20 protein-coding genes are annotated in these 20,852 nt (G+C 69.1%); 12 read left to right on the forward strand and 8 right to left on the reverse strand.

The window, feature by feature from the left end; translation table 11 throughout:
* Nucleotides 1-144 precede the first annotated feature (144 nt).
* A complete protein-coding gene (gene purS / locus LY40_RS11620; protein ID WP_183781634.1) occupies nucleotides 145-384 on the forward strand; it encodes a phosphoribosylformylglycinamidine synthase subunit PurS in 240 nt (79 codons plus the stop codon).
* Nucleotides 381-1,061, forward strand: a complete 681-nt coding sequence (gene purQ, locus LY40_RS11625; protein ID WP_183781637.1) for a phosphoribosylformylglycinamidine synthase subunit PurQ — start codon at nucleotides 381-383, stop codon at nucleotides 1,059-1,061. The genes purS and purQ overlap by 4 nt, the downstream gene beginning before the upstream one ends.
* On the opposite strand, the gene LY40_RS11630 is transcribed toward purQ, so the two are convergent.
* Both LY40_RS11630 and LY40_RS11635 read right to left on the reverse strand, forming a co-directional pair.
* Nucleotides 1,025-1,741: a phosphonatase-like hydrolase gene (locus LY40_RS11630; RefSeq protein WP_258936819.1), complete on the reverse strand. Its 717-nt coding sequence runs from the start codon at nucleotides 1,739-1,741 to the stop codon at nucleotides 1,025-1,027. The two genes, purQ and LY40_RS11630, sit on opposite strands and share 37 nt — an antisense overlap.
* The gene (locus tag LY40_RS11635; RefSeq protein WP_258936820.1) at nucleotides 1,738-2,487 is read right to left on the reverse strand and encodes a GntR family transcriptional regulator; all 750 of its coding nucleotides are present in this window, start codon (nucleotides 2,485-2,487) and stop codon (nucleotides 1,738-1,740) included. The genes LY40_RS11630 and LY40_RS11635 overlap by 4 nt, the downstream gene beginning before the upstream one ends.
* 108 nt (nucleotides 2,488-2,595) lie before the next feature.
* Here LY40_RS11635 and LY40_RS11640 point away from each other — a divergent pair, with 108 nt between their 5' ends.
* The 5 genes from LY40_RS11640 to purL all read left to right on the forward strand — a co-directional run bounded on the left by LY40_RS11640 (nucleotide 2,596) and on the right by purL (nucleotide 8,681).
* Nucleotides 2,596-3,714: a TIGR03364 family FAD-dependent oxidoreductase gene (locus tag LY40_RS11640; protein ID WP_258936821.1), complete on the forward strand. Its 1,119-nt coding sequence runs from the start codon at nucleotides 2,596-2,598 to the stop codon at nucleotides 3,712-3,714.
* 41 nt (nucleotides 3,715-3,755) lie between these two features.
* Nucleotides 3,756-4,667: a phosphate/phosphite/phosphonate ABC transporter substrate-binding protein gene (locus LY40_RS11645; RefSeq protein ID WP_258936822.1), complete on the forward strand. Its 912-nt coding sequence runs from the start codon at nucleotides 3,756-3,758 to the stop codon at nucleotides 4,665-4,667.
* Complete coding sequence (locus LY40_RS11650) at nucleotides 4,660-5,373, forward strand: phosphonate ABC transporter ATP-binding protein (protein ID WP_258937198.1); 714 nt, start codon at nucleotides 4,660-4,662, stop codon at nucleotides 5,371-5,373. Before LY40_RS11645 ends, LY40_RS11650 begins: the two co-directional genes overlap by 8 nt.
* Complete coding sequence (gene phnE, locus LY40_RS11655; RefSeq protein ID WP_183781650.1) at nucleotides 5,370-6,191, forward strand: phosphonate ABC transporter, permease protein PhnE; 822 nt, start codon at nucleotides 5,370-5,372, stop codon at nucleotides 6,189-6,191. Before LY40_RS11650 ends, phnE begins: the two co-directional genes overlap by 4 nt.
* Before the next feature lie 198 nt (nucleotides 6,192-6,389).
* The gene (purL, locus tag LY40_RS11660; protein ID WP_183781653.1) at nucleotides 6,390-8,681 is read left to right on the forward strand and encodes a phosphoribosylformylglycinamidine synthase subunit PurL; all 2,292 of its coding nucleotides are present in this window, start codon (nucleotides 6,390-6,392) and stop codon (nucleotides 8,679-8,681) included.
* A 103-nt stretch (nucleotides 8,682-8,784) separates the two neighbouring features.
* On the opposite strand, the gene LY40_RS11665 is transcribed toward purL, so the two are convergent.
* Nucleotides 8,785-9,423, reverse strand: coding sequence for a TetR family transcriptional regulator (locus tag LY40_RS11665; RefSeq protein ID WP_258936823.1), 639 nt, complete (start codon nucleotides 9,421-9,423; stop codon nucleotides 8,785-8,787).
* Nucleotides 9,424-9,550: 127 nt separating this feature from the next.
* On the opposite strand from LY40_RS11665, the gene LY40_RS11670 reads away from it, so the two are divergent.
* The 5 genes from LY40_RS11670 to LY40_RS11690 all read left to right on the forward strand — a co-directional run bounded on the left by LY40_RS11670 (nucleotide 9,551) and on the right by LY40_RS11690 (nucleotide 14,972).
* Complete coding sequence (locus LY40_RS11670) at nucleotides 9,551-10,483, forward strand: SDR family NAD(P)-dependent oxidoreductase (protein WP_258936824.1); 933 nt, start codon at nucleotides 9,551-9,553, stop codon at nucleotides 10,481-10,483.
* Between the two features lie 104 nt (nucleotides 10,484-10,587).
* A complete protein-coding gene (locus tag LY40_RS11675) occupies nucleotides 10,588-11,373 on the forward strand; it encodes an SDR family oxidoreductase (RefSeq protein WP_258937199.1) in 786 nt (261 codons plus the stop codon).
* 145 nt (nucleotides 11,374-11,518) lie between these two features.
* Complete coding sequence (locus tag LY40_RS11680) at nucleotides 11,519-13,003, forward strand: sodium:solute symporter family protein (protein WP_258936825.1); 1,485 nt, start codon at nucleotides 11,519-11,521, stop codon at nucleotides 13,001-13,003.
* Between the two features lie 44 nt (nucleotides 13,004-13,047).
* Nucleotides 13,048-13,455, forward strand: a complete 408-nt coding sequence (locus LY40_RS11685) for a hypothetical protein (RefSeq protein WP_183781662.1) — start codon at nucleotides 13,048-13,050, stop codon at nucleotides 13,453-13,455.
* A gap of 56 nt (nucleotides 13,456-13,511) precedes the next feature.
* A complete protein-coding gene (locus LY40_RS11690) occupies nucleotides 13,512-14,972 on the forward strand; it encodes an AMP-binding protein (RefSeq protein ID WP_258936826.1) in 1,461 nt (486 codons plus the stop codon).
* A 154-nt stretch (nucleotides 14,973-15,126) separates the two neighbouring features.
* Here the strand turns inward: LY40_RS11690 and LY40_RS11695 are convergent, their stop codons facing one another.
* The 5 genes from LY40_RS11695 to LY40_RS11715 all read right to left on the reverse strand — a co-directional run bounded on the left by LY40_RS11695 (nucleotide 15,127) and on the right by LY40_RS11715 (nucleotide 20,740).
* Entirely contained in the window at nucleotides 15,127-15,822 is a 696-nt protein-coding gene (locus LY40_RS11695) for a hypothetical protein (RefSeq protein WP_258936827.1), read from the reverse strand.
* Between the two features lie 302 nt (nucleotides 15,823-16,124).
* Nucleotides 16,125-16,958: a hypothetical protein gene (locus tag LY40_RS11700; protein ID WP_258936828.1), complete on the reverse strand. Its 834-nt coding sequence runs from the start codon at nucleotides 16,956-16,958 to the stop codon at nucleotides 16,125-16,127.
* A 465-nt stretch (nucleotides 16,959-17,423) separates the two neighbouring features.
* Nucleotides 17,424-18,503: a pentapeptide repeat-containing protein gene (locus tag LY40_RS11705; protein ID WP_258936829.1), complete on the reverse strand. Its 1,080-nt coding sequence runs from the start codon at nucleotides 18,501-18,503 to the stop codon at nucleotides 17,424-17,426.
* Between the two features lie 236 nt (nucleotides 18,504-18,739).
* On the reverse strand, nucleotides 18,740-19,474 hold the full coding sequence (locus LY40_RS11710; RefSeq protein WP_258937221.1) for a hypothetical protein: 735 nt from the start codon (nucleotides 19,472-19,474) through the stop codon (nucleotides 18,740-18,742).
* 174 nt (nucleotides 19,475-19,648) lie between these two features.
* Nucleotides 19,649-20,740, reverse strand: a complete 1,092-nt coding sequence (locus tag LY40_RS11715) for a hypothetical protein (RefSeq protein ID WP_258936830.1) — start codon at nucleotides 20,738-20,740, stop codon at nucleotides 19,649-19,651.
* Between the last annotated feature and the right edge of the window lie 112 nt (nucleotides 20,741-20,852).

Here is a 20,852-nt window from a genome sequence, read left to right on the forward strand (position 1 = left end):
GGGCGTCGGGGGTCTCTCGGCCCCGAAGGCCGGCTCCGGCTGTCATTGGGTTACGCTGAACGGGCTATCCGACCTGCGGAAACGCACTGCAACGCATCAAAAAAGCCCAGCAACGCGGTTCTTGACGCTAAGGAGCAGCCTGTCGTGGCCCGAGTAGTCGTCGACGTCATGCCCAAACCCGAGATTCTCGACCCACAGGGGCAGGCCGTCGCCGGTGCCCTTCCGCGGCTCGGGTTCGACGGGGTGACCGAGGTTCGCCAGGGCAAGCATTTCGAGCTCGAAGTCGACGACTCGGTCGACGACGACACGCTCGCCAAGATCGCCGAGGGCTTCCTCGCCAACCCCGTGATCGAGGACTGGACGATCCGGCGGGTGGAGCAGTGACCGCTCGCATCGGCGTCATCACCTTCCCCGGCACGCTCGACGACGTCGACGCCGCCCGCGCGGTGCGGTACTCCGGCGCCGAGGCCGTCTCGCTGTGGCACGCCGACGCCGACCTCCACGGGGTCGACGCGGTCGTCGTGCCCGGCGGGTTCTCCTACGGCGATTACCTCCGCTGCGGTGCGATCGCCAGGTTCGCGCCCGTGATGACGTCCGTGATCGACGCCGCGGCCAAGGGCATGCCGGTGTTGGGAATCTGCAACGGCTTCCAGATCCTGTGCGAGGCGGGTCTGCTGCCGGGTGCGCTCGTGCGCAACGACAAGCTGCACTTCGTGTGCCGCGACCAGTGGCTGCGCGTCGAGAACAACACGACGGCGTGGAGCACGCGCTACGACTCCGGCGCCGAGGTGCTGATCCCGCTCAAGTCCGGCGAGGGCAGCTACATGGCCGACAAGCCCACGCTCGAGCGTCTCGAAGGCGACGGGCGCGTGGTGTTCCGGTACGTCGGCGAGAACCCCAACGGGTCGCGCAGCGACATCGCGGGTGTCGCCGACGAGCGGGGCCGGGTCGTCGGACTGATGCCGCACCCCGAGCACGCCATCGACGCGCTCACGGGACCGTCGGACGACGGTCTCGGCATGTTCTACTCCGCGCTCGACGCGCTCGGCGTCGCGGCCTGAGCCGGTACGGCCACTCCCAGTAGCCCGGGCAGGTCCGCGACACTCGGCAACAAGTGGGTGTGCGGCACCGCACCGAGGTCCGTGACGTCGTACCCGCCGGTCAGGACGCCGACGATCGTGCCGGCCCCGGCGTTGTGGCCCGCCTCGAGATCGCGGCGCGTGTCGCCGGCGACGACGATGTCCGCGACGGCTTGCACGCCGGTGCGTTCCATCGCACGGAAGATCATGTACGGGGCGGGCCTGCCCGCGGGGACGTCGTCGACGCACACGACTGCGTCGAGCACGCCGGAGGTCCAGCCGATCGTGTCGAGCAGACCGTCCACGACGGACCTGTCGAATCCGGTGGTCAGTGCGACCTTGATGTCCGCGGCTCGCAAGGCGGCGATCGCCTCGGGCACGCCCGGCAGTGGACGTGGTGGCCGCGATCGGTATGCGGCGTCGAGCCTCGCGTGAAAGTCCGTGAATCCGGACTCCACAACGGACGGATGGGGTGGCTGGCCCGTGCCGTTCTCCAGGAGTCCTGCGATGGCCTCCTTCTTGTCGGCGCCCATCCAGCATTGAATGTCCGTTGTGGATGGTGATGCACCGGCGGCGCGGACGGCGCCTTCGAGAGCCGTGTAGACGGCACCCTGCTCGTCGACGGTCGTGCCTGCGATGTCCAGTACGGCGAGTGCGGTCACGACGCCGACCTCCAGTTCCTGGCGAGTGTGGGTTGTGCCTGCTGCGAGTTCTCGATGGCGAAGCCGACGAGTTCGGGGCGATAGCGGTCGTCGGAGTACTCCACGGGCCTGCCGTCCACGCCGGTGGCCCTGCGCTGTTCCCGGAGGAGAGGTGCGCCGGGTGCGACGCCCAGCAGTTCGCTGTCGGCCTCGTCGGCGGCCACGGCGTCGACGAGATGCCGGGCGAGGCTCATGTCGACGCCCTGGCCGCCGAGGAACGCGTAGATCGACCCCGAATCGCAGTCGTGATCGAACAGCAGCCGGCCGACGGGTTCGACGAACGTCGTGCGCTCGAGCATGGTCGGGGTGTCGTCGATGAGTCGCAGTCGCAGTAGCTGGACGACGGGCTCACCCTCGTCGAGCAGGAGCTCGTCGGCGATCTCCGCCGTCGCGGGCCTGCGTGCGATCTCCAGTGTGCGCTGGCCGGGGTTGCGGCCGAGTCCGTGCACCCAGCTGGAGAACGACAGGAACGTTTCGAAGGGCTGACTCAGTACCTGGCGCCGGACGACGGGTGGCTTGCCGCGGCCACCGCCGATCATGCCCTCCGTGCGCAGCGTCGCGAGTGCCTGCCGCACCGGTCCACGCGAGGCGTCCCACTGTGCGCACAGCTGCGATTCGGACGGCACCGGGGTGCCCACGGGCAGCTCTCCCGAGGAGATCAGGCGGCGCAGGTCGGCGGCGATCTGCTCGTGCAAGGGCGTCTCCATGGCGGTGACTATACATGTCGAGATGCTCGTTAACTGCTGATGAACAGGTCAAATACAGACATCCTTGTTTGTTGACGCGATTACAGCGACTCGAACAGGCTTCTTGTCATGACAAGTTGTTCGGAGCTCGGCACGGCCGACGTCGTCGTGATCGGTGCGGGCATCGTCGGGCTCGCGCACGCGTACGAAGCCACCGAGCGAGGCTTGTCGGTCGCCGTCGTCGAACGGGACGAACGAGCGAGCGGCGCTTCGGTGCGCAACTTCGGGCACGGCTGCATCACCGCGCAGGACGGGCAGGCACTCGACTACGCACTCGCCGCCCGCGACACGTGGCTGCGGCTGGCCAAGGAAGCCGGATTCCACATCGGCGAAGCAGGCACGGTCGTCGTCGCCAGGGCAGCCGACGAGCTCGAGTTGCTCACCGAGCTCGCCGAGTACCGGGACGGCCAGGTCGATCTGCTCGACGAGCGCGCAGTCCTGGACCGCGTACCCGTGGCCGGAGCGATCGGGGGTGCGCACTTCCCGCTCGACATCCGAGTCGACCCGCGGGAGGCCGTTCATGCCGTGGCCGCCTCGCTCGCCGACCGGGGCGTGACCTTCCACTGGTCCACGACCGCCCACACGATCGGGACCGGTGAGGTCGGCACCAGCAGAGGCGTGCTGCGTGCGAGCCACGTCGTCGTCGCGGTCGGCCACGACGTCGACCGTCACTTCCCCGGACTGGCCGCGCAGCGTGCCGTCCAGCGGTGCTCGCTGCACATGCTGCGGGTGGCCGAGCCGCACGGCAGGGACGTCGACTGCGCCGTGCTGACCGGGTTCTCGATGCTGCGCTACGCGGCTTTCGCGGCGTGCCGGAGCCACGACGCCGTGCGTTCCCGGCTCGAACGTGATCACCCTCGCCTCGTCGACGCCGGTCTGAACCTGATGTTCACCCAACTCCCCGGCGGCGACCTGACGATCGGCGACACGCACGCCTACCAGGCCACGGTGCCGCCGTACCGCGCGGAGCACCTCGACGAACTCGTGCTCGCGGAGACCGCGCGACTGCTCGGTGTTCGGTCGCTGGCCGTGCGCGAACGGTGGACCGGCGTGTACGCCTCCGCGCCCGACCCGTTCCTGGTCGAGACCCCCTGCGACGACGTCCGCGTCGTCGCGGTCACCTCCGGCATCGGCATGACCACAGCGTTCGGGCTCGCCCCGGCCGTTCTCGACGACCTGCTCGCTTGACGAATCCTCCCCAACCCTCCCCACCCCGAGGAGATCGCACCATGCATTCCCCGATGAATCGGTTCGCCATGTTCGCGGCGACCGCGACGTTCGTCCTCGCGACGGGTACGGCGTGCGGCACCACCCAGGACGGCGCAGGTGGCGCCTGCCCGGACGGCGGGGTGCGCTTCGGCATCGAACCGTACGAGGACCCGGCGAAACTCACGCCCGCATACCGGGTCCTCGCCGACGCCCTGCAGCGGAAGCTGGACTGCAACGTCGAGCTGAAGATCGTCGACGACTACGCCGGCGAGGTGCTCGCGATGCGCAACGAGCAGCTCGAACTGGCCCAGTTCGGCCCGCTCGGGTACGTGTTCGCCAGCCGCAAGGCCGACGCGGAGCCGCTCGCCTCGTTCGCCGACGCCGAGGGCCGGCTGACGACCTACACCGGCGGCATCTGGGTTCCGAAGAGCTCCGGCATCCGCGACATCGAGAACCTGCGGGGACGCACGCTCGCACTCGGCGAGGTCGGTTCGACCTCCGGTGACGCGCTGCCGCGCTACGCGCTGCGCACAGCGGGACTCGCCGAGCAGGACGTCAAGATCGACTATGCGGGCGGTCACCCGGAGGCGCTGCTCGCGCTGACGAACGGCAAGGTCGACGCGGCCGAGATCAACAGTCAGCAGCTGGCGGCGGCGAAGGCGGAGGGGACCTTCGACGAGTCCCGATACCGGCGGATATGGCAGTCCGAGCCGATCCCGAACGATCCGATCACGGTGCGGGGAAACCTCGCACCCGAGTTCAAGGAGCGCCTCAGGGAGGCGCTGCTGGATCTCTCCCCCTCCGACATCGCGAAGGTCGGCCGATACCTCGACGTCGATCCGCCGGGTCCGCTGGTCGAGGTCGACAGGAAGACCTACCGGCCGCTGTTCCGGCTCGCCGACACACTGGGTCTGAGTGAAGACGATGCCTGACGGGTCGGCGCTGCGGATCAGCAACCTGCGCAAGTCGTTCGGCGAGCACCGAGTGCTCGACGGCATCGACGTCGACGTGCGTGCGGGCGAGTTCGTCGCCGTGCTCGGTGCGAACGGATGCGGGAAGTCGACGGCGCTGCGCTGCGTGGTCGGGCTGGAACGGCCGGATGCCGGGGAGATCACCGTCGACGGTCGTCCCGCCATGGTCTTCCAGCGGATCCACCTGGTGAACCGGAGGAGCGCGCTCGACAACGTGTGTGCGGGTGCGCTGGGCCGGCTGCCGTTGCGCCGGTCGCTCTCGCCGCGGCTGTTTCCCCGCGAGCTGCGAGAGGAAGCCATGTGGTGTCTGGAACGCGTCGGCCTGGCCGATCATGCCGGCCGGCGGACCGGCCGGCTGTCGGGCGGGCAGCAGCAGCGGGTCGCGATCGCGCGAGCCCTGTGCCAGCGCACGAACGTGCTGCTCGCCGACGAACCGGTGTCCGCGTTGGACCCGAGCGCGGCCGTGCGGATCAGTGAGCTGCTGGCGAGCCTTGCCGCCGAGGGGCTCGCCGTGGTGGCCGTGTTGCATCAGCCGCAGCTGGCCGTCCGGTGCGCCGACCGCATCGTGGGGCTCAGCGGCGGGCAGGTGACGGTCGACGCGCCCACTGGAGCGGTGTCGTCCGCGGAACTCGACGCGCTCTACGTTCCGGGCGGGGTGGTCGTATGACCGCCGCAGCTCCGGAACGTCGTGGCACGAGCGAACCACCCCGCAGGCCGTGGCCGTCGGCGATCACACTCGGCATCGCCGGGGTCGTCGTTGCCCTGCACGTCATCGCGTGGAACGCGACCGGGTTCTCGCCCGCCGCCCTCGTGGCGGGCTGGGAGGGTATCGCCGACTTCTTCGCGGAGGCACTGCCACCGGACCTGGCATGGGACGACGTCGTACGGCCCAGCATCGACGCCGCCGTCGTGACCCTGGGGATCGGGTTGCTCGGCACCACGCTGTCGGTGCCGTTCGCGTTGGTGCTCGCGCTGCTCGCGGCGCGGGCGACGACCCGCGGTTCAGTCACCTATCAGCTGGCGCGCGGTGTGCTGTCGTTGCTGCGTGCGGTGCCCGACGTCGTGTTCGCACTGGTGTTCATCACGGCCGTGGGCCTCGGTCCGTTCGCCGGTGTGCTCGCACTGGTGTTCCACAACACCGGGGTGATGGGCAAGCTGTGGGCCGAGGCGATGGAGGAGACGGACCTCGGCCCGCGCGACGCTCTCAGAGTGGCGGGAGCCAGCAGGGCGCAGCAGGCCGTGCACGCGGTCCTGCCGGCGACGCTGCCGCAGCTGGTCGGCCTCCTGCTGTACCGGTTCGACGTGAACGTGCGGTCCTCGCTCGTGCTCGGTCTCGTCGGTGCGGGCGGGATCGGGTTCCTGATCAACCAGTCGATCAAGCTGTTCCGGTTCGACGAGATGGTCACGCACCTGGTCGTGGTGCTCGTCCTGGTGATCGCGGTGGACCAGTTGTCGGCCCTGATCCGCAGGCGCCTCGGCGTGTGACGGGTGGCCCGCAGGCCGCGCCGCGTAGTCGTCCACACCCGTTCGGTCGTCGACGCTCGCGCGGCCCGGCGCCCCGGTGCCTCCAGTGCCGGGGCGGCGCGGGCAGCAGGTGTGACCTGCGCCGATGGCCGACACGGCGGTTCCGGCCGGAGCGGACCGGGCCACCGGTGCTTCACGTGGCCACGTACCCTGGGGGTCGTGGCCACTGATACGACCCTGACCGACACCACCGCCCGTGCCGCGGAGACGCCCGACGCACCGCAGCCTTACGCCGAGCTGGGCCTCGCCGACGACGAGTATCAGCGCATCCGCGAGATTCTCGGCCGCAGGCCCACCGAGGCCGAACTGGCGATGTACTCGGTGATGTGGAGCGAGCACTGCTCGTACAAGTCGTCGAAGAGGCACCTCGGCTACTTCGGTGACACCACGACCGCCGAGATGCGTGAGAAGATGCTCGCGGGCATCGGCGAGAACGCGGGCGTCGTCGACGTCGGCGACGGCTGGGCCGTCACCTTCAAGGTCGAGAGCCACAACCATCCCTCCTATGTGGAGCCGTACCAGGGTGCGGCGACGGGTGTCGGCGGCATCGTGCGCGACATTCTCGCGATGGGTGCGCGTCCGCTGGCCGTCGCCGACCCGCTGCGGTTCGGCCCCGCCGACGCCGAGGACACGCGCCGCGTGCTGCCGGGTGTGGTCGCGGGTGTCGCCGGTTACGGCAACTGCCTGGGCCTGCCGAACGTCGGCGGCGAGGTCGTGTTCGACCGGACGTACGCCGGCAATCCGCTGGTCAACGCGATGTGCGTCGGCGCGATGCGGGCCGAGGACCTGCACCTGGCGCACGCATCCGGCACCGGCAACAAGATTATCCTGTTCGGTGCGCGTACGGGTCTCGACGGCATCGGCGGCGTGTCCGTGCTGGCGAGTGCGACGTTCGACGGCGACGAGAGCGCCGGTGGCCGCAAGAAGCTGCCGAGTGTGCAGGTCGGCGACCCGTTCACCGAGAAGGTGCTCATCGAGTGCTGCCTCGAGCTGTTCGCCAAGGACGTCGTCGTCGGCATCCAGGACCTCGGCGGCGCCGGTCTGTCGTGCGCGACGTCCGAACTGGCGGCGGCCGGCGACGGCGGCATGTACATCGACCTCGACCGGGTTCCATTGCGGGCCGAGGGAATGACGGCAGCGGAGATCCTGTCGAGCGAATCGCAGGAACGCATGTGCGCGGTCGTCGCCCCGTCCGATGTGGACGCGTTCATGGAGATCTGCCGGAAGTGGGACGTCATCGCCACCGAGATCGGCGAGGTCACCGACGGTGCCAACCTCGTGATCAACTGGCACGGCGAGACGGTGGTGGACGTGCCGCCGCGGACCGTCGCCCACCAGGGCCCGGTCTACGACCGTCCCTACGCGCGGCCCGCCTCGCAGGACGACATCCAGTCGGCCACCCCGGATTCACTGACCCGTCCGTCCACTCCGGACGAACTTCGGGACACACTGCTGCGCCTGGTCTCCTCGCCGGACCTGGCCTCGCGTGACTGGGTCACTCAGCAGTACGACCGCTACGTGCGTGGCAACACGGTCCTCGCTCAGCCCGCCGACTCCGGCATGATCCGCGTCGACGAGTCCACCTCACGGGGTGTGGCCGTGTCGACCGACTGCAACAGCCGGTACGTCTACCTCGACCCGTACCGGGGCGCGCAGCTGGCGCTGGCCGAGGCGTACCGCAACGTCGCAACCGGCGGCGCGCAGCCCCTGGCCGTGACGAACTGCCTGAACTTCGGCTCCCCCGAGGACCCGGGCGTGATGTGGCAGTTCGAACGGGCCGTGCACGGGCTGGCCGACGGGTGCGCCGAGCTGGGCGTGCCCGTGACGGGCGGCAACGTCAGCTTCTACAACCAGACCGGCGACACCGCGATCCTGCCCACGCCGGTGGTCGGCGTGCTCGGCGTGATCGACGACGTGCGGCGCCGCATCCCCACGGGCATCGGCAACGAGCCCGGCGAATCGCTGCTGCTGCTCGGCGACACGCGTGACGAGTTCGGCGGTTCGGTGTGGGCGCACGTCGTCCACGGTCACCTGGGCGGAACGCCGCCCGAGGTCGACCTCGAACGCGAGCGGCTGTTGGCGGAGATCCTCGTCGCGGGCTCGCGCGACGGCATGATCTCGGCCGCGCACGACCTGTCGGACGGCGGGCTCGCGCAGGCGATCGTCGAGATGGCACTGGTCGGCCAGTGCGGTGCTCGCCTCCTGCTCGACCCCGACGCCGATCCGTTCGTCCAGCTGTTCTCCGAGTCCGCGGGCCGCGCGCTGGTCGCCGTCCCGAGAACCGAGGAACTGCGCTTCACCGAGATGTGCAGCGCACGCGGTCTGCCGTGGCGTAAGGCCGGTGTCGCCGACGAGCAGTCCGACCAGCTGGAGATCCAGGACGTCGCCACCTTCGGCCTCGACGAGCTGCGCGAAGCCTGGGAAGGAACGCTGCCGAAGCTGTTCGCCTGAGCAGGATTCGCAGTCCGCGAACCACCGGTTTGTGAACCAGCCGCCCCGTGGTCCGATGTGGACCACGGGGCGGTTCGCTGTTCCGTGCGGGCGTTCGCCCGTATTACGCGGGTGCCAGACCCGGTGCCGCGATGCCTCCGATGAGAACGTCGACGACCTGCCGCGCCAGGTGTTGTATGTCCTCATCGGACTGGTCGTCGACCCGGCGGTACCACATGTCGACGGCGTTGAGGCTGCTCAGCAGTGTTCGCGTGGCCAGGGCGGCGTCGACGTCGCGGACCGAGCCGTCCTCGATTCCCTCGGCCAGTACGCGGTGGAAGAGCCGCTCGTAGTCCCGTCTGAGTTCGTTCAGCGAGGCGAGCGCATCGCGCTGGCGGATCTTCAGCTCCGTCGACTCCTTGGCGCGCACGCCCTGGTGGACGACGTTGTGGTAGGCGATGTCCCGCATCAGGTTGAGCACATGGGCCAGTGACATCGCCACGAGCCGCTGCCGGCCGTTCCCTTCACCGCTGGCGTGCGGCTCCACGTGATCGCGTACGCGGCGCATGCCTTCCTCGTACACGGCGAGGAACACGTCGAACTTCGAGCGGAAGTGGTAGTAGATCAGGCCCTTGGTCGCACCCACGTCGTCGGCGATGTCGTCGATCGTGGTGCTTCCGAATCCGCGCTGCATGAACGCCTCGGCGGCCGCGTCGAGGATGCGTCCCTTGACGCCACTGTCCACCTCGGAGCTCGTAGTCAACGAATCCTCCATCGTTCGCCGTAGTTGCACATCATGTCACCGCCGCCGGCCGGACGTACTCGGTCGGTGTTGACGCAACGTGTCCCGGACCACATAATACGCGGTAGTATCCCAGGTGAAAGGGCTGGTGGCCGTGAGTTTCAGCTTCTCCGACAAGGTCGCCATCGTGACCGGGGCCGGCGGCGGTCTCGGCAGGGCGCATGCGCTCGCGCTCGCCGAACGCGGCGCGAAGATTCTCGTCAACGATGTCGGCGGGGCCGTCTCAGGCGGAGGGACCGACGAGCGGCCGGCCGCCGAAGTGGTCGCCGAGGTCGAACGCCGCGGCGGCGAGGCCATGGTCAGCCGGGCCGACGTCACCGATGTGCGCGACGTCGAGGGCATGGTCGCCCAGACGATTCAGCGCTGGGGACGCGTCGACATCCTGATCAACAACGCGGGCATTCTCCGGGACAGGTCGTTCGCCAAGATGGACGTCGAGGACTTCCGCCGCGTTCTCGACGTGCACCTCATGGGCGCGGTGCACTGCACGAAGGCCGTCTGGCCGCACATGGTGCAGCAGGGGTTCGGGCGGGTACTGATGACGACGTCCGGATCCGGCATCTACGGCAACTTCGGCCAGACCAACTACGGTGCGGCCAAGTCGGGCGTCGTCGGCCTCATGAACGTGCTCGCGATCGAAGGCGCGCGCAAGGGAATCCACGTCAACACCCTCGCCCCGACGGCCGCGACCCGGATGACCGAGGACCTCATCGACCCGGACACGACGGCAGTGCTCGAACCGGAGTCGATCGCCCCCGGTGCACTGTTCCTCGTCTCCGATGCGGCACCGAACAAGACGATTCTCGCCGCCGGCGCCGGTGTCTTCGCGGTGGCACGCATGGAGGAGTCCGCGGGCGTGTACCTGCCGGAGGAGGCGCGCCTGCCGGAGACGGTCGCCGACCGCTGGAGCGAGATCAGCGACATGTCCGCATCCGTGGTGACCGGATCCGCGTTCGACCAGACTGCCCGCTACGTCGAACTCGCGGGCGCGCACAGTGAGCCGACAGGAGTGCCGCAGTGACGAACCCCGACACGACGAACCCCGACACGACGAACGCCGGTGCGACGAATGCCGGTGGGACGAACGCCGGTGGGACGAATGCCGGTGCCGTGAACGGTGCGACGATGAAGCCGGCGGCGCTGTTCGACGTCTCCGGCAAGACGGTGGTGGTCACCGGCGGTTCCCGGGGAATCGGTCTGATGATCGCCAGGGGATTCGTCGAATCCGGTGCCACGGTCGTCATCTCGTCCCGCAAGGCCGACGCGTGCCGGCAGGCGGCGGAGGAATTGTCCGCCTCAGGGGGAACGTGCATCGCCCACCCCGCCGATCTGTCCACACCGGATGGCATCGCGAGCCTGGTCGAACGGGTACGGGAGATCTCGCCCCGGATCGACGTACTGGTCAACAACGCGGGTGCGACGTGGGGCGCGCCGATCGACGAGTTCCCGGACAGTGCGTTCGACAAGGTTTTCGACGTCAACGTCAAGGCGGTTTTCGCGCTGACCCAACGGCTGCTGCCCGAGCTGCGGGCCGCGTCGCGTGAGGGTGATCCCGCGCGCGTCATCAACATCGGCTCGGTCGACGGCATGACGGTATCGGCGTCGGACAACTTCTCTTACGGTGCCAGCAAAGCCGCCGTGCACATGCTCACGCGCAAACTCGCCGCTGTCACGGCCGCCGACGGCATCACGGTCAACGCCATCGCGCCGGGGCCGTTCCCCAGCAAGATGATGGCCTACGCGCTGGACGATCCCGAGCTGCGTTCGGGGGTGCTCCAGCGAATCCCCCTCGGCCGTACGGGAACTCCGGAGGACGCCGCCGGAACCGCGATTTTCCTCGCTTCTCGTGCCGGTGCGTATCTCACCGGAGTGGTCATTCCGGTGGACGGTGGACTGACCGGCGCCCGGTGACGACCGGACGCTACGACCGGCAGGACCGCAACACCGCAAGACCGGAGGCGGTGACCATCGCAGCGTGCCGTCCGCACGAGCACCGCCGTCGCCGGCACGTACTCGCCCGAAGTGCCCAACCATCTTCACCGCGGAGGATCGTCGAATGACCCCAGTCGTCGTCATCATGCTGGTGTACTTCCTGCTCATGTTCGCCATCGGGTACTGGGCGAAATCTCGCATCAGGTCCTCAAAGGACTTTCTGGTTGCTGGTCAGACGCTCGGCTTCTTCGTGATGGCGATCGGCACGTTCTCGTCCATCCAGAGCGGGTTCGGCATGATCGGCCACACCGCCAACACCTATTCGTGGGGTGTGCAGGCGCTAGTGGCGGCTGCGTTCCTCGTGCCGTTGGCGTTCGCGCTTTCCTGGTTCCTGCTCGGGTCCCGGCTGTACCGGCTGGCGCGGAAGTACGAGGTGTACTCGGTACCCGACGTGATCCGCATCCGGTATCCCGGAAAGGCGGCTCACGTGTCCATGTCCGTCGCGATGTTCGTCGGCTCGGTCGCGTACATGACCGCGCAGGTCACGGCCACGGGCGTCATCGTGAGTCTCATCTTCGACACCTCGGTGTCCACCGGTGCGATCATCGGCTCGGCGGTCGTGGCGGTGTACACGGTCGCGGGCGGGATGCTGGCCGGTGCCTGGACCGACTTCATCCAGGGGCTGCTCATGGTCGGACTGTCGGTGGGCGCCTTCTTCGTGGCCACCGGCACCGTCGGCGGCTGGGGCTCCATGCTCACCACCATCAGCAACTACGACCTCGACTTCCTTCGCCTGGACGCCTCGCAGCCGCTCACCTACGTCTACACCTTCGTCCTGCTCGCGATCCTCGGTATCGCCGCGCAACCGCAGCTCATCACCAAGTTCCTGATGCTGCGGTCGTCCTCGGAACTGAAATGGGGCGCGCTCGTGGCCGCACTGGCATACGGCATCACGACGCTGTTCGCGCTCGGCGTCGGACTGTCGGTGCGCGCACTCACGATCCAGGGGCGGGCGCCGGAACTCGAGAACGTCGACAACACCGCCACGTGGTTCCTGGACAACATGGTCTCGCCGGTGTTCGCCGGGTTCGTGCTCGCCGGGCTGCTCGCCGCCATCATGTCGAGCTCCAACTCCTTCATCGCCGTCGGCGCCTCCTCGCTGATGCGGGACCTCACCGGCGCACTCGGCATCACCGTGCGCAACGAGGTGCGCTGGGCACGTCTCGCGAGCGTGTTCGTGGTGGCGTGCGCCCTGGTGTTCACGCTCTACCTGTCGCAGGTGGTGTTCCTGTTGGGCGCCCTCGGATTCGCCGCCTTCGCGGCCGCGATCTTCGGGCCGCTCGCGCTCGGGCTGTACTGGCGGCGGGCGACCGGGCTCGCCACCGCCGTCGCGATCTCCTTCGGCATCGTCGCGAACCTGGTCACCACGGCCCTCACGTCGCAGGAGATCATTACGATTCCCGACTACATCGAGGCCGGTGGCTTCATCACCGTCGTGGGAATCCTGATCTTCATCGTCGTCTCGGTGGCCCTACCGTCCCGCGCATGCGCCGATCGATTCACCGAGATGCACGACATGCGGTCACCGACGTCGACCGCCGCCGAGTAGCGGCACACCACGCTCGCGCCAACCCTCCACCTAAGGATGTCCGAATGAGTATCGATCGCACGGACGCGTTGGTCGCCGCGATATTCGTGGTCGTCACGGGCGTCACCGTCGGAGTGGTCTTCGACGTCTGGCACCTGGTGTACTACGCGATCCCCAGTCTGGTGACTGTCTTCATGCTGATGGGGTCGCTCAACCGGCGTGACGAATGGAAACCGGGAGCGACGGCCCGCATCGTGTCCTTCGGGGCGGTGCTGACGATGCTGTTCGTCGTGTCGAACGCGACGCTGCACAGCAGCGGGGTCATCGGTGGCCTGCCGGCGTCGACGGCCGTGTTCGTCTACGTGATCTGGCCCCTGACCAGCGTGGTCGGCCCGCTGCTGTTCGCGTGGGTCTACCACACCTGGCTCCGCCACGATGTCGACGACGCCGAAGCGCATTCGGCCACGCAGTGACCGAGCCACGGCAGCTGTGCCACGACTCGTCAGCCCGGCGAAAGGTTTGCATTCTCATGCCACCCGAAGAGTTTCCGCTGTGTGACGTCCCGAAGTACCACGCCGGCGTCATGCCGAACACCGTCGCGGTCCGTTGCGGCGGCGACGAGCTGACCTGGGCCGAACTGCACCGCGCGAGCAACCGTGTCGCCCACGGGTTGCGACGCTGCGGGGTGTCGATCGGCCGCATCGTCACGCTCGCGCTGCCGGGCGGCGTCGACATGATCGTGTCGGCATTCGCCTGCTACAAGGTGGGCGCGATTCCCCAGCCGCTGTCGACCACGCTGACCGAGCGGGAACGGGACGAGATCCTCGCACTGGCCGAGCCTGCTGCGGTCGTCGTGGACACCGAACGTTCCGGCGTTCCCGGTGCGACCACTGTGGACCGGCTTCGAGAACTCGGTGCCACGGACGAGGATCTGCCCACTGTGGTCGCACCGTCGTGGAAAGCGCCCACCTCCGGCGGCTCGACCGGCCGCCCGAAGATCATCCTGTCCGGCAAGCCCGCGACGTACCGAGCCTTCGACGCGGAGGTCTGGGGCATCCGACCGGAGGACCGGCTCCTCGTACCCGCGCCCCTGCACCACAACGCGCCGTTCGGCACGGCCATGGCAGGCCTGTTCACGGGCGCCACGGTCACGCTGATGCGGAAGTTCGACCCCGCGGGCACGCTCGAGGAGGTGAGCCGCCACGCGATCAGCTGGCTCTATCTCGTACCGACGATGATGCGCCGGATCCACGCTCTCCCCGACGACGTCAAGCAGCGCTGCGATCTGTCCGGGCTGAGGTCCGTGTGGCACGTCGCCGAGCCGTGCCCGCCGTGGTTGAAACGGGCGTGGATCGACTGGCTCGGCGCGGACGTGATCTGGGAGCTCTACGGCGGCACCGAGGCGCAGGCGGGATGCACGGTGAACGGCCGCGAGTGGCTGGCCCATCCCGGCACGGTGGGCCGCACCACGTGGGGCGAGATCAAGATCGTGGACGTCGACGGCGCCGAGGTGACGACACCCCGAACGCCGGGTGAGATCTACCTGCGGCCGGCCCCGGAGAGCCCCGAACCGTACCGGTACATCGGCGCGGAGGCGAAAGAACTCGACGGCTGGGAATCACTCGGAGACGTGGGCGAGTTCGACGAGGACGGGTACCTCTACCTGCACGATCGTCTTTCCGACATGATCATCGCCGGCGGGGTGAACATCTACCCCGCCGAGGTCGAGAACGCACTCGTCGAGCATCCGGCCGTGCTTTCCAGCGCCGTGATCGGACTTCCCGATCCGGATACCGGCAACCGTGTACACGCCATCGTCGAAACACCCGACGGCGATGCCGTGTCGGCTGCGGAGATCGCGGCACACGCCGGTGCGCGGCTGGCTCCGCACAAGCGGCCGAAGAGTATCGAGATCGTGCACGAACCGCTGCGGGACGACACGGGGAAGATGCGCCGCTCGGCGTTGCGCGCCGAGCGGCTCACCTCCTGACTGCAGCTCCCTGAACACGGCATTCGCCGGTGGGCCGACGTGTTCCTGTCCTTGTCCGCGTCGAACGCCGAGCCGAGCCGGGCCGATGCGTGGCACCGGTGTCCGCGTCCGGAGATCCGGGAGGTCGCCGGCCGCGGAAGGGAGCGCCCCCGGCTTACTGGTTGGCGTCCTCGATGTCGTCGATGCACCAGCCGTCCTGGTCCTTCAGGATGAGCTCGCCCTGGCTGGTGTTGCTCTTGCCCTGGTACTGGACGTCGAGCTTGATCGGGACGCGTGCCTCGTCGCCGTCCTCCGTGGAGTCGCCGGTGACCGCGAACGTCATGGTCATCTCGTCGGGCATGTCCTCAAGCTGACTGACGTCGCCGGCCGACTCCGCGCTGCACGCGACCTCCTTGAGCACGTCCACGTCCTTGTTGTTGAGCGCCTCGACGGCCTTCTCGGCCACGTCGTCGGGGCTGTCGCCGGTGAGGAATCCCGGTGCCCAGAACGCGGTGATGACGAACGCGGCGATGACCACGACGGCGCCCCCGCCGATGCCGGCGATGAGGCCGGTCTTGTTCTTCTTCGGCGGCTCGCCGAAGCCGCCCTGCTGCGGGTAGCCCTGCTGCGGCTGGCCGTACGGCTGTTGACCGTAGGGCTGTTGACCGTAGGGCTGCTGGCCGTACTGGCCCTGCTGGCCGTACGGCTGCTGGCGGCCGCCCTGCGGGGGCTGGCCCTGCTGTGGATAGCCGCCCTGGCCCGGGTATCCGCCCTGCTGGGGGAACCCGCCGGACTGGGGGTAGCCACCTGGCTGCTGGCCGGGCTGCCCCCCGTACGGGTCGGGCTGACCGGGCTGGGGTGGGTACGTCATGGCGGGCTCCCATTTCCTCGCGCGCGCGTGCGTCTTCCGACGTCCAACGGACAGTGAAACTACTTCATATGCAACGACTTGGACGGGCCGGTACCCCGGCCGGGTTCCCAAGATCGTCTCCACGGGCGTGAGCTCCCCGTGTGTGCCCGGCCGACCACGTTCCGTCCCGCAGGAGGGTGGTGCAGTCCTCGTGCGCCGTCGTCGCCCGGATGCGAGTTACGACGACCACCTCGACGACCACCTCGCCGCCGGCCTCGCCGCCGGCGAGGACACCGACGGCGAGGACGTCGCGGCGGGCTGCGTCAGAAGCCGGAGCCGGATCCGGAGCCGCTGTCCGCCTCAATGTCGGAGATGCACCAGCCGCCCTGGTTCTCGAGTGTCAGGTCGGCCTGCATGTTCGCGGAGTGGTCGCCGGACGTTACCTGCATGTTGAGTTTTGCCGACGCCTTGTCGGCCGAGGTCTCGTCGACCTCGGCGACCGTGGCCTGGATCTGGAGGCCGTCGGGCGCCTCGCCCTGCGGTGCGACGTCCGTGCTGCCGGCACAGGCGAGTTCCTCCATGCCGGGCACGTCGAGGTCGGACAGTGCGGCTGCGTACTGCGTCGCGGTGGCCTGAGCGCCTCCGTCGAGGCCACCGGAGTCCGTTCCGTTCGTGTCACCGGAGTCGCCGAAGCCACCGTCCTGCCCGCCGGAACCGCTGTCGCTGCCGGAGCTGTCGTCAGCGGTGCCGCCGGAGTCGTCGCCCGAGTTTCCGCTGTCCGCGGACGTCTCGGTGTCGTCACCCACGAAGAATCCCGGTGCCCAGAGCCCGGTGACGAGGACTGCGGCGATCAGCGCGACGGCGGCGGCGACGCCGACGATGAGGCCGGTCTTCTTGCCCTTCGGCTGCTGGTCGAACCCGCCGGGGCCCTGCGGAAAGCCGTGCGGCTGTCCGGGCGGCGGATAGCCGCCACCCTGCGGGGGCATGCCCTGCTGCGGAAAGCCGCCGGACTGCGGCGCTCCCGGCTGGGGTGCGCCGGGCTGGGGTGCTCCCGGCTGGGGATAGCCGCCCGGCTGGGGCCCGCCCTGGTGCGGTCCGGGCTGGCCGTAGGGGCCGGGTTGCTGGCCGTAAGGGCCGGGCTGGGGTGGGTAGGTCACGACTCCCCCTCTGCTGGTCACGCAATGCTGCTGTCATTGCATCTGCCTCGACTGGGTGACCCTGTTGCGGGTCACTCTGTCATGGCGCTATGGACGTTCGACTCGCGGCCGCCCGCTGTGGTTCCGTGTCCGGCGCGGCTGGACCGGCGGCGAGGGCCGGCGCTTCGGTGGTGCGGTGAGCCGGTCCGGACCGGTGGTGCCGTCGTCGGTGCGGTGAGGCGGTCCGGACGGGCTCAGCTAGCCGTAGCCGTAGTCCTCACTCGGGTACGAGTCTCCGCGTGCCCCAGATTTCACAGCAACATCACAACTGGGTCGCGGTCACTGTGCCACGGTGAGCACACCCCACGGTGCGGTACCGCCGGATTCCTCCCGCATCGTGGTGCACACCTCCGATCCCGGCCGCGAGGACGTCCCGGTCGCCCGCGAGGTCGGCCGCCCCGTCGGCCCGTCCGGTGGGCGGCGGGGTCAGCTCTGCGGTGGGACCAGCTCGGCGCTGGCGTCAGTTCGGCTGCGAGTCGGTGCGGCGTGCCAGTCTTCGGGGAGCTCGATGCTGTGCGCCGGATCGGCAGTGGTGTCCTCCGTCGACACGGCCACCGCCTCGCGCCAGCGGAGGTCGACGTCCCCGGCGAATCGCGCGCGGCGCAGGTCCAGCTCGCGGAAAGTCGCCTCGGTGAACCGTGCCGTGCCGTTGAACGCGACCCCGGAGAACGAACAGTCGTCGGCGAACCGGGTGCGGCGGAAGGAGGCCAGCGAGTTGAACGTCGCGTGGCTGAACGTCGCTGGCTGTTCGAAAACCGCGTCCTCGCAACGGAACCGGCCCTGCAGTCGTCCCGTGCCGGTGCGGCCACGGGTGAACCAGACCGGTCCGGTGAACACGCATCCGCTGAGATTCGAATCGCTGTGCAGGTACGCGTACCGCAGCACGACCGTGCCCATGCGACGGCGCGAGAGATCGAGGTACTCGACGGCGGCTCCGGTGAGGTCGAGATCGTAGGCGATGCCGTTCGGGTCGTCCGATTCGGATAGTAGGTGGTGCACGAGGCGCTGCGCCGTCAGTCGGACCTGTAGTTCGCGCTCGGCCTCCTCGTGCTCCTCGGATGTGGGACTGTCCGAATCGGACCATCGCGGATGCGCGTAGGGCCTGCGGAGGTAGGCGCACAGCACGTCGAGCACCGTTTGCGTGTAGTCCCTGCGGGCTTTCGCGAGTCCCGCCAACGCGTGCATGGCGCCGACCCGGACCTGGTCGGCTTCGTGACCGAGGAGTTCGACCGACCGGGCGAACCGCTCGTCCGAGACCCGGTCACCTTCGAGCGCGTGCCGCGCTTCCTCGACCCGGCGCCTGCGGTCGTTGAGCCACAATGCGTACAGCGCGATGATCGCGCCGCCCGCGAGGCCCGCGGTGCGCAGCGCGTCGCTCCGCGGCGTTCCGGGGTCCGCGATGAGCCAGGCGCCGATGGTCAGTACCGCTGCTACGGCCAGCACGAGCGTGACGGCCAGCGCGACCGACGAACGCTGCCGGGATTCCGGCGACCACGGGCGTTTCACGGCTCGTGACCGTAGTCGATCACGGCCCAGCTGTGGTGCGCCTACGTTCGATCGGCCGGCACACGACACGTCTGCACTGTCGTCATGTCGACATGGCCCCGTGTCGACCCAGGTCGCGTATCGACAGGCAGCCTGGCCAACACGGCAGTCTGGCCGACACGGCAGTCTGGCCGACACGGCAGTCTGGCCGACACGGCAGTCTGGCTACCACCGCCGCGATCCGTGCCGCCGTTCCGTCAGCCGGTCGGGCGGGGGCTGCGCAGCTCGATCCCGGGCACGGTGAGCGACTGCCAGCACCACGCTTCGCCGCGCTGTTCGAGGACGGTCTCGACGTCGACGTGGTCGCTGCTCATCGTGAGGCGGCCCGGGACGGTGGCGGAACCGTTGTGCACGGTGACGGGGCCGGTGAGACGCGCCCCTGTCGTCTGATGCGCCTGCTCGATCGCCGCCGTGACGGGACGTTCCGCACCCTCACAGGCCAGCTTCCGCAGCGCGGTCCTGTCCTGGCCGGCGAACCCGGTCATGATCCGCTGCGCGACGTTGCGGGCACCCTCGCCTGCCTCCTCGCGCGCGTCACCGCCCGCGAGGAAACCGGGCGCGACCCACGCCGTGAACGCGAACACTCCGACGAGCAGGGCCGCTCCGGCCCCGGCGATCGCGGCGAGCCGTGGGGGCCGGTTGCCGCGCGGCGGGGGAGCGAAGGCTTCCGGGCCAGGACGGTGCTGCTGCCTCCGCTGCCCGTCGTGTTCCGGACCTCCCGAGTGCGGACTGCCCGGCGGCCCTGCCGGTGGAGTCCCTGGCGGGCCTGCCGTTCCGTGGCTCGCACCGTACGGCTGTCCGTGGCCCGCCGCGGCACCGTGCTGCTGCCCGGCGCCGCCCGGGTATGGCCGCTCGGGGCCGTACCCGGGTCCGTGCGGCCCGGCTCCGTACCCGTACGAACCGGCCGGGTACGGCCCGGTGTTGTACGGCATCGCTCGCCCCCTCGTGTGATCGACCGCAGGATTGTGCCACGTCGCCGCCGCGACTCCGGTGATCGCGCGTCGAGTAGGCACGGACCCCGGACCTCACGCCCGGTTCCCGGAATGCGGAGCGGCCGGGCAGCGGGCACCGCACCCACCGCCTGGCCGTCCCGGCTCATCTGCCGGTCAGTACTCGAGGACCAACGCCATGTCGACACACCACGGCTCGGTCTCCTCGGTGTTGTTCAGTGTGAGCCGCGAGCCGTCGCTGATCTCGGTCCCGCCGACGGTGCCTGACATCGTGACCGAGGCCATGTAGTCGCTGTTCAGCTTCGCCTCGCCCAGCTCGACCTGTGCCGGGCCGTTGATGAGGTCTTCGAGGCCGCCCCTCGTCAGGGCGTTCTCGCAGAGCATGGAATTCGCCGCCTGCTTGTCGCCGGAGTTGACGGCGCTGACGAACTCATCGGCGTTGCCTCGCCACTCTTCGTCGTCGCCGTCACCGCCCGGTGCCGGGTAGTCATCGAGGTCCGACGGCTCCGGTTCCGCCATGTCGGTGCTGGGGCTCATACCACCGGGGTCCATACCGGAGACTTCGACCGACTGCCAGCACCAGGACTCGCCGTCGTTCTTCAGGCCCGCACTGGCGGGTACGTCCTGGCCTTCGATGTTGATCGTGGCTTCGGCAGTCGCGGTGTCGCCGTTGTCCTGGACGTTGCCGAGCTTGGCGCTCTGCACTGATCCTGCTGACTGGATTACGCCCTGGACGATGGGTTCGGCGTCGGAGCACACGAGCTGCTGCAGGCCCTGACTGTCCTGGTCGTTGAAGCCCTGAACGATCTTCTCCGCCAGCGCTTGGGCGCCGGAACCGGACTCACCGTCGTCTTCGTCGTCGGCGAGGAGGAAGCCGGGCGCGACCCAGGCGAGGATCGCGAAGACGCCGAACAGCAGCGCCACGGTGCCGAGGGCGATGCCGACGATCAGGCCGGTCTTCTTCTTGGGCGGCCCACCGCCCGGGTCTGCCGAGTACATGCCGTACTGGCCGGTCGGGTCATATCCCGGATACCCCTCCTGTCCCTGGTAACCCTGGTGACCGGGATATCCCTGCTGACCCGGGTAGCCCTGCTGTCCCTGGTAACCCGGCTGACCGGGATATCCCTGCTGTTCCGGGTAGCCCTGACCCGGGTAGCCCTGCCATCCGGGGTTCCCCTGCTGACCGTAGCCCTGTTGCTCCCAGCCACCCTGCTGACCGCCCTGGCCGGGCTGCGGTGGATATGTCATCGGTCGTCCCCTTCGCGCTGTAGCTGTCGAAGTGTCGCACAGCTTCTGCGCAGGTGACGGGAACTTCCGGCGATCCGGACAGGTGCGAGGAGCCCGCGGCGGCCGCGTGTCC

The sequence above is a fragment of the Prauserella salsuginis genome (assembly GCF_024648885.1).
Classification (GTDB): domain Bacteria; phylum Actinomycetota; class Actinomycetes; order Mycobacteriales; family Pseudonocardiaceae; genus Prauserella; species Prauserella salsuginis.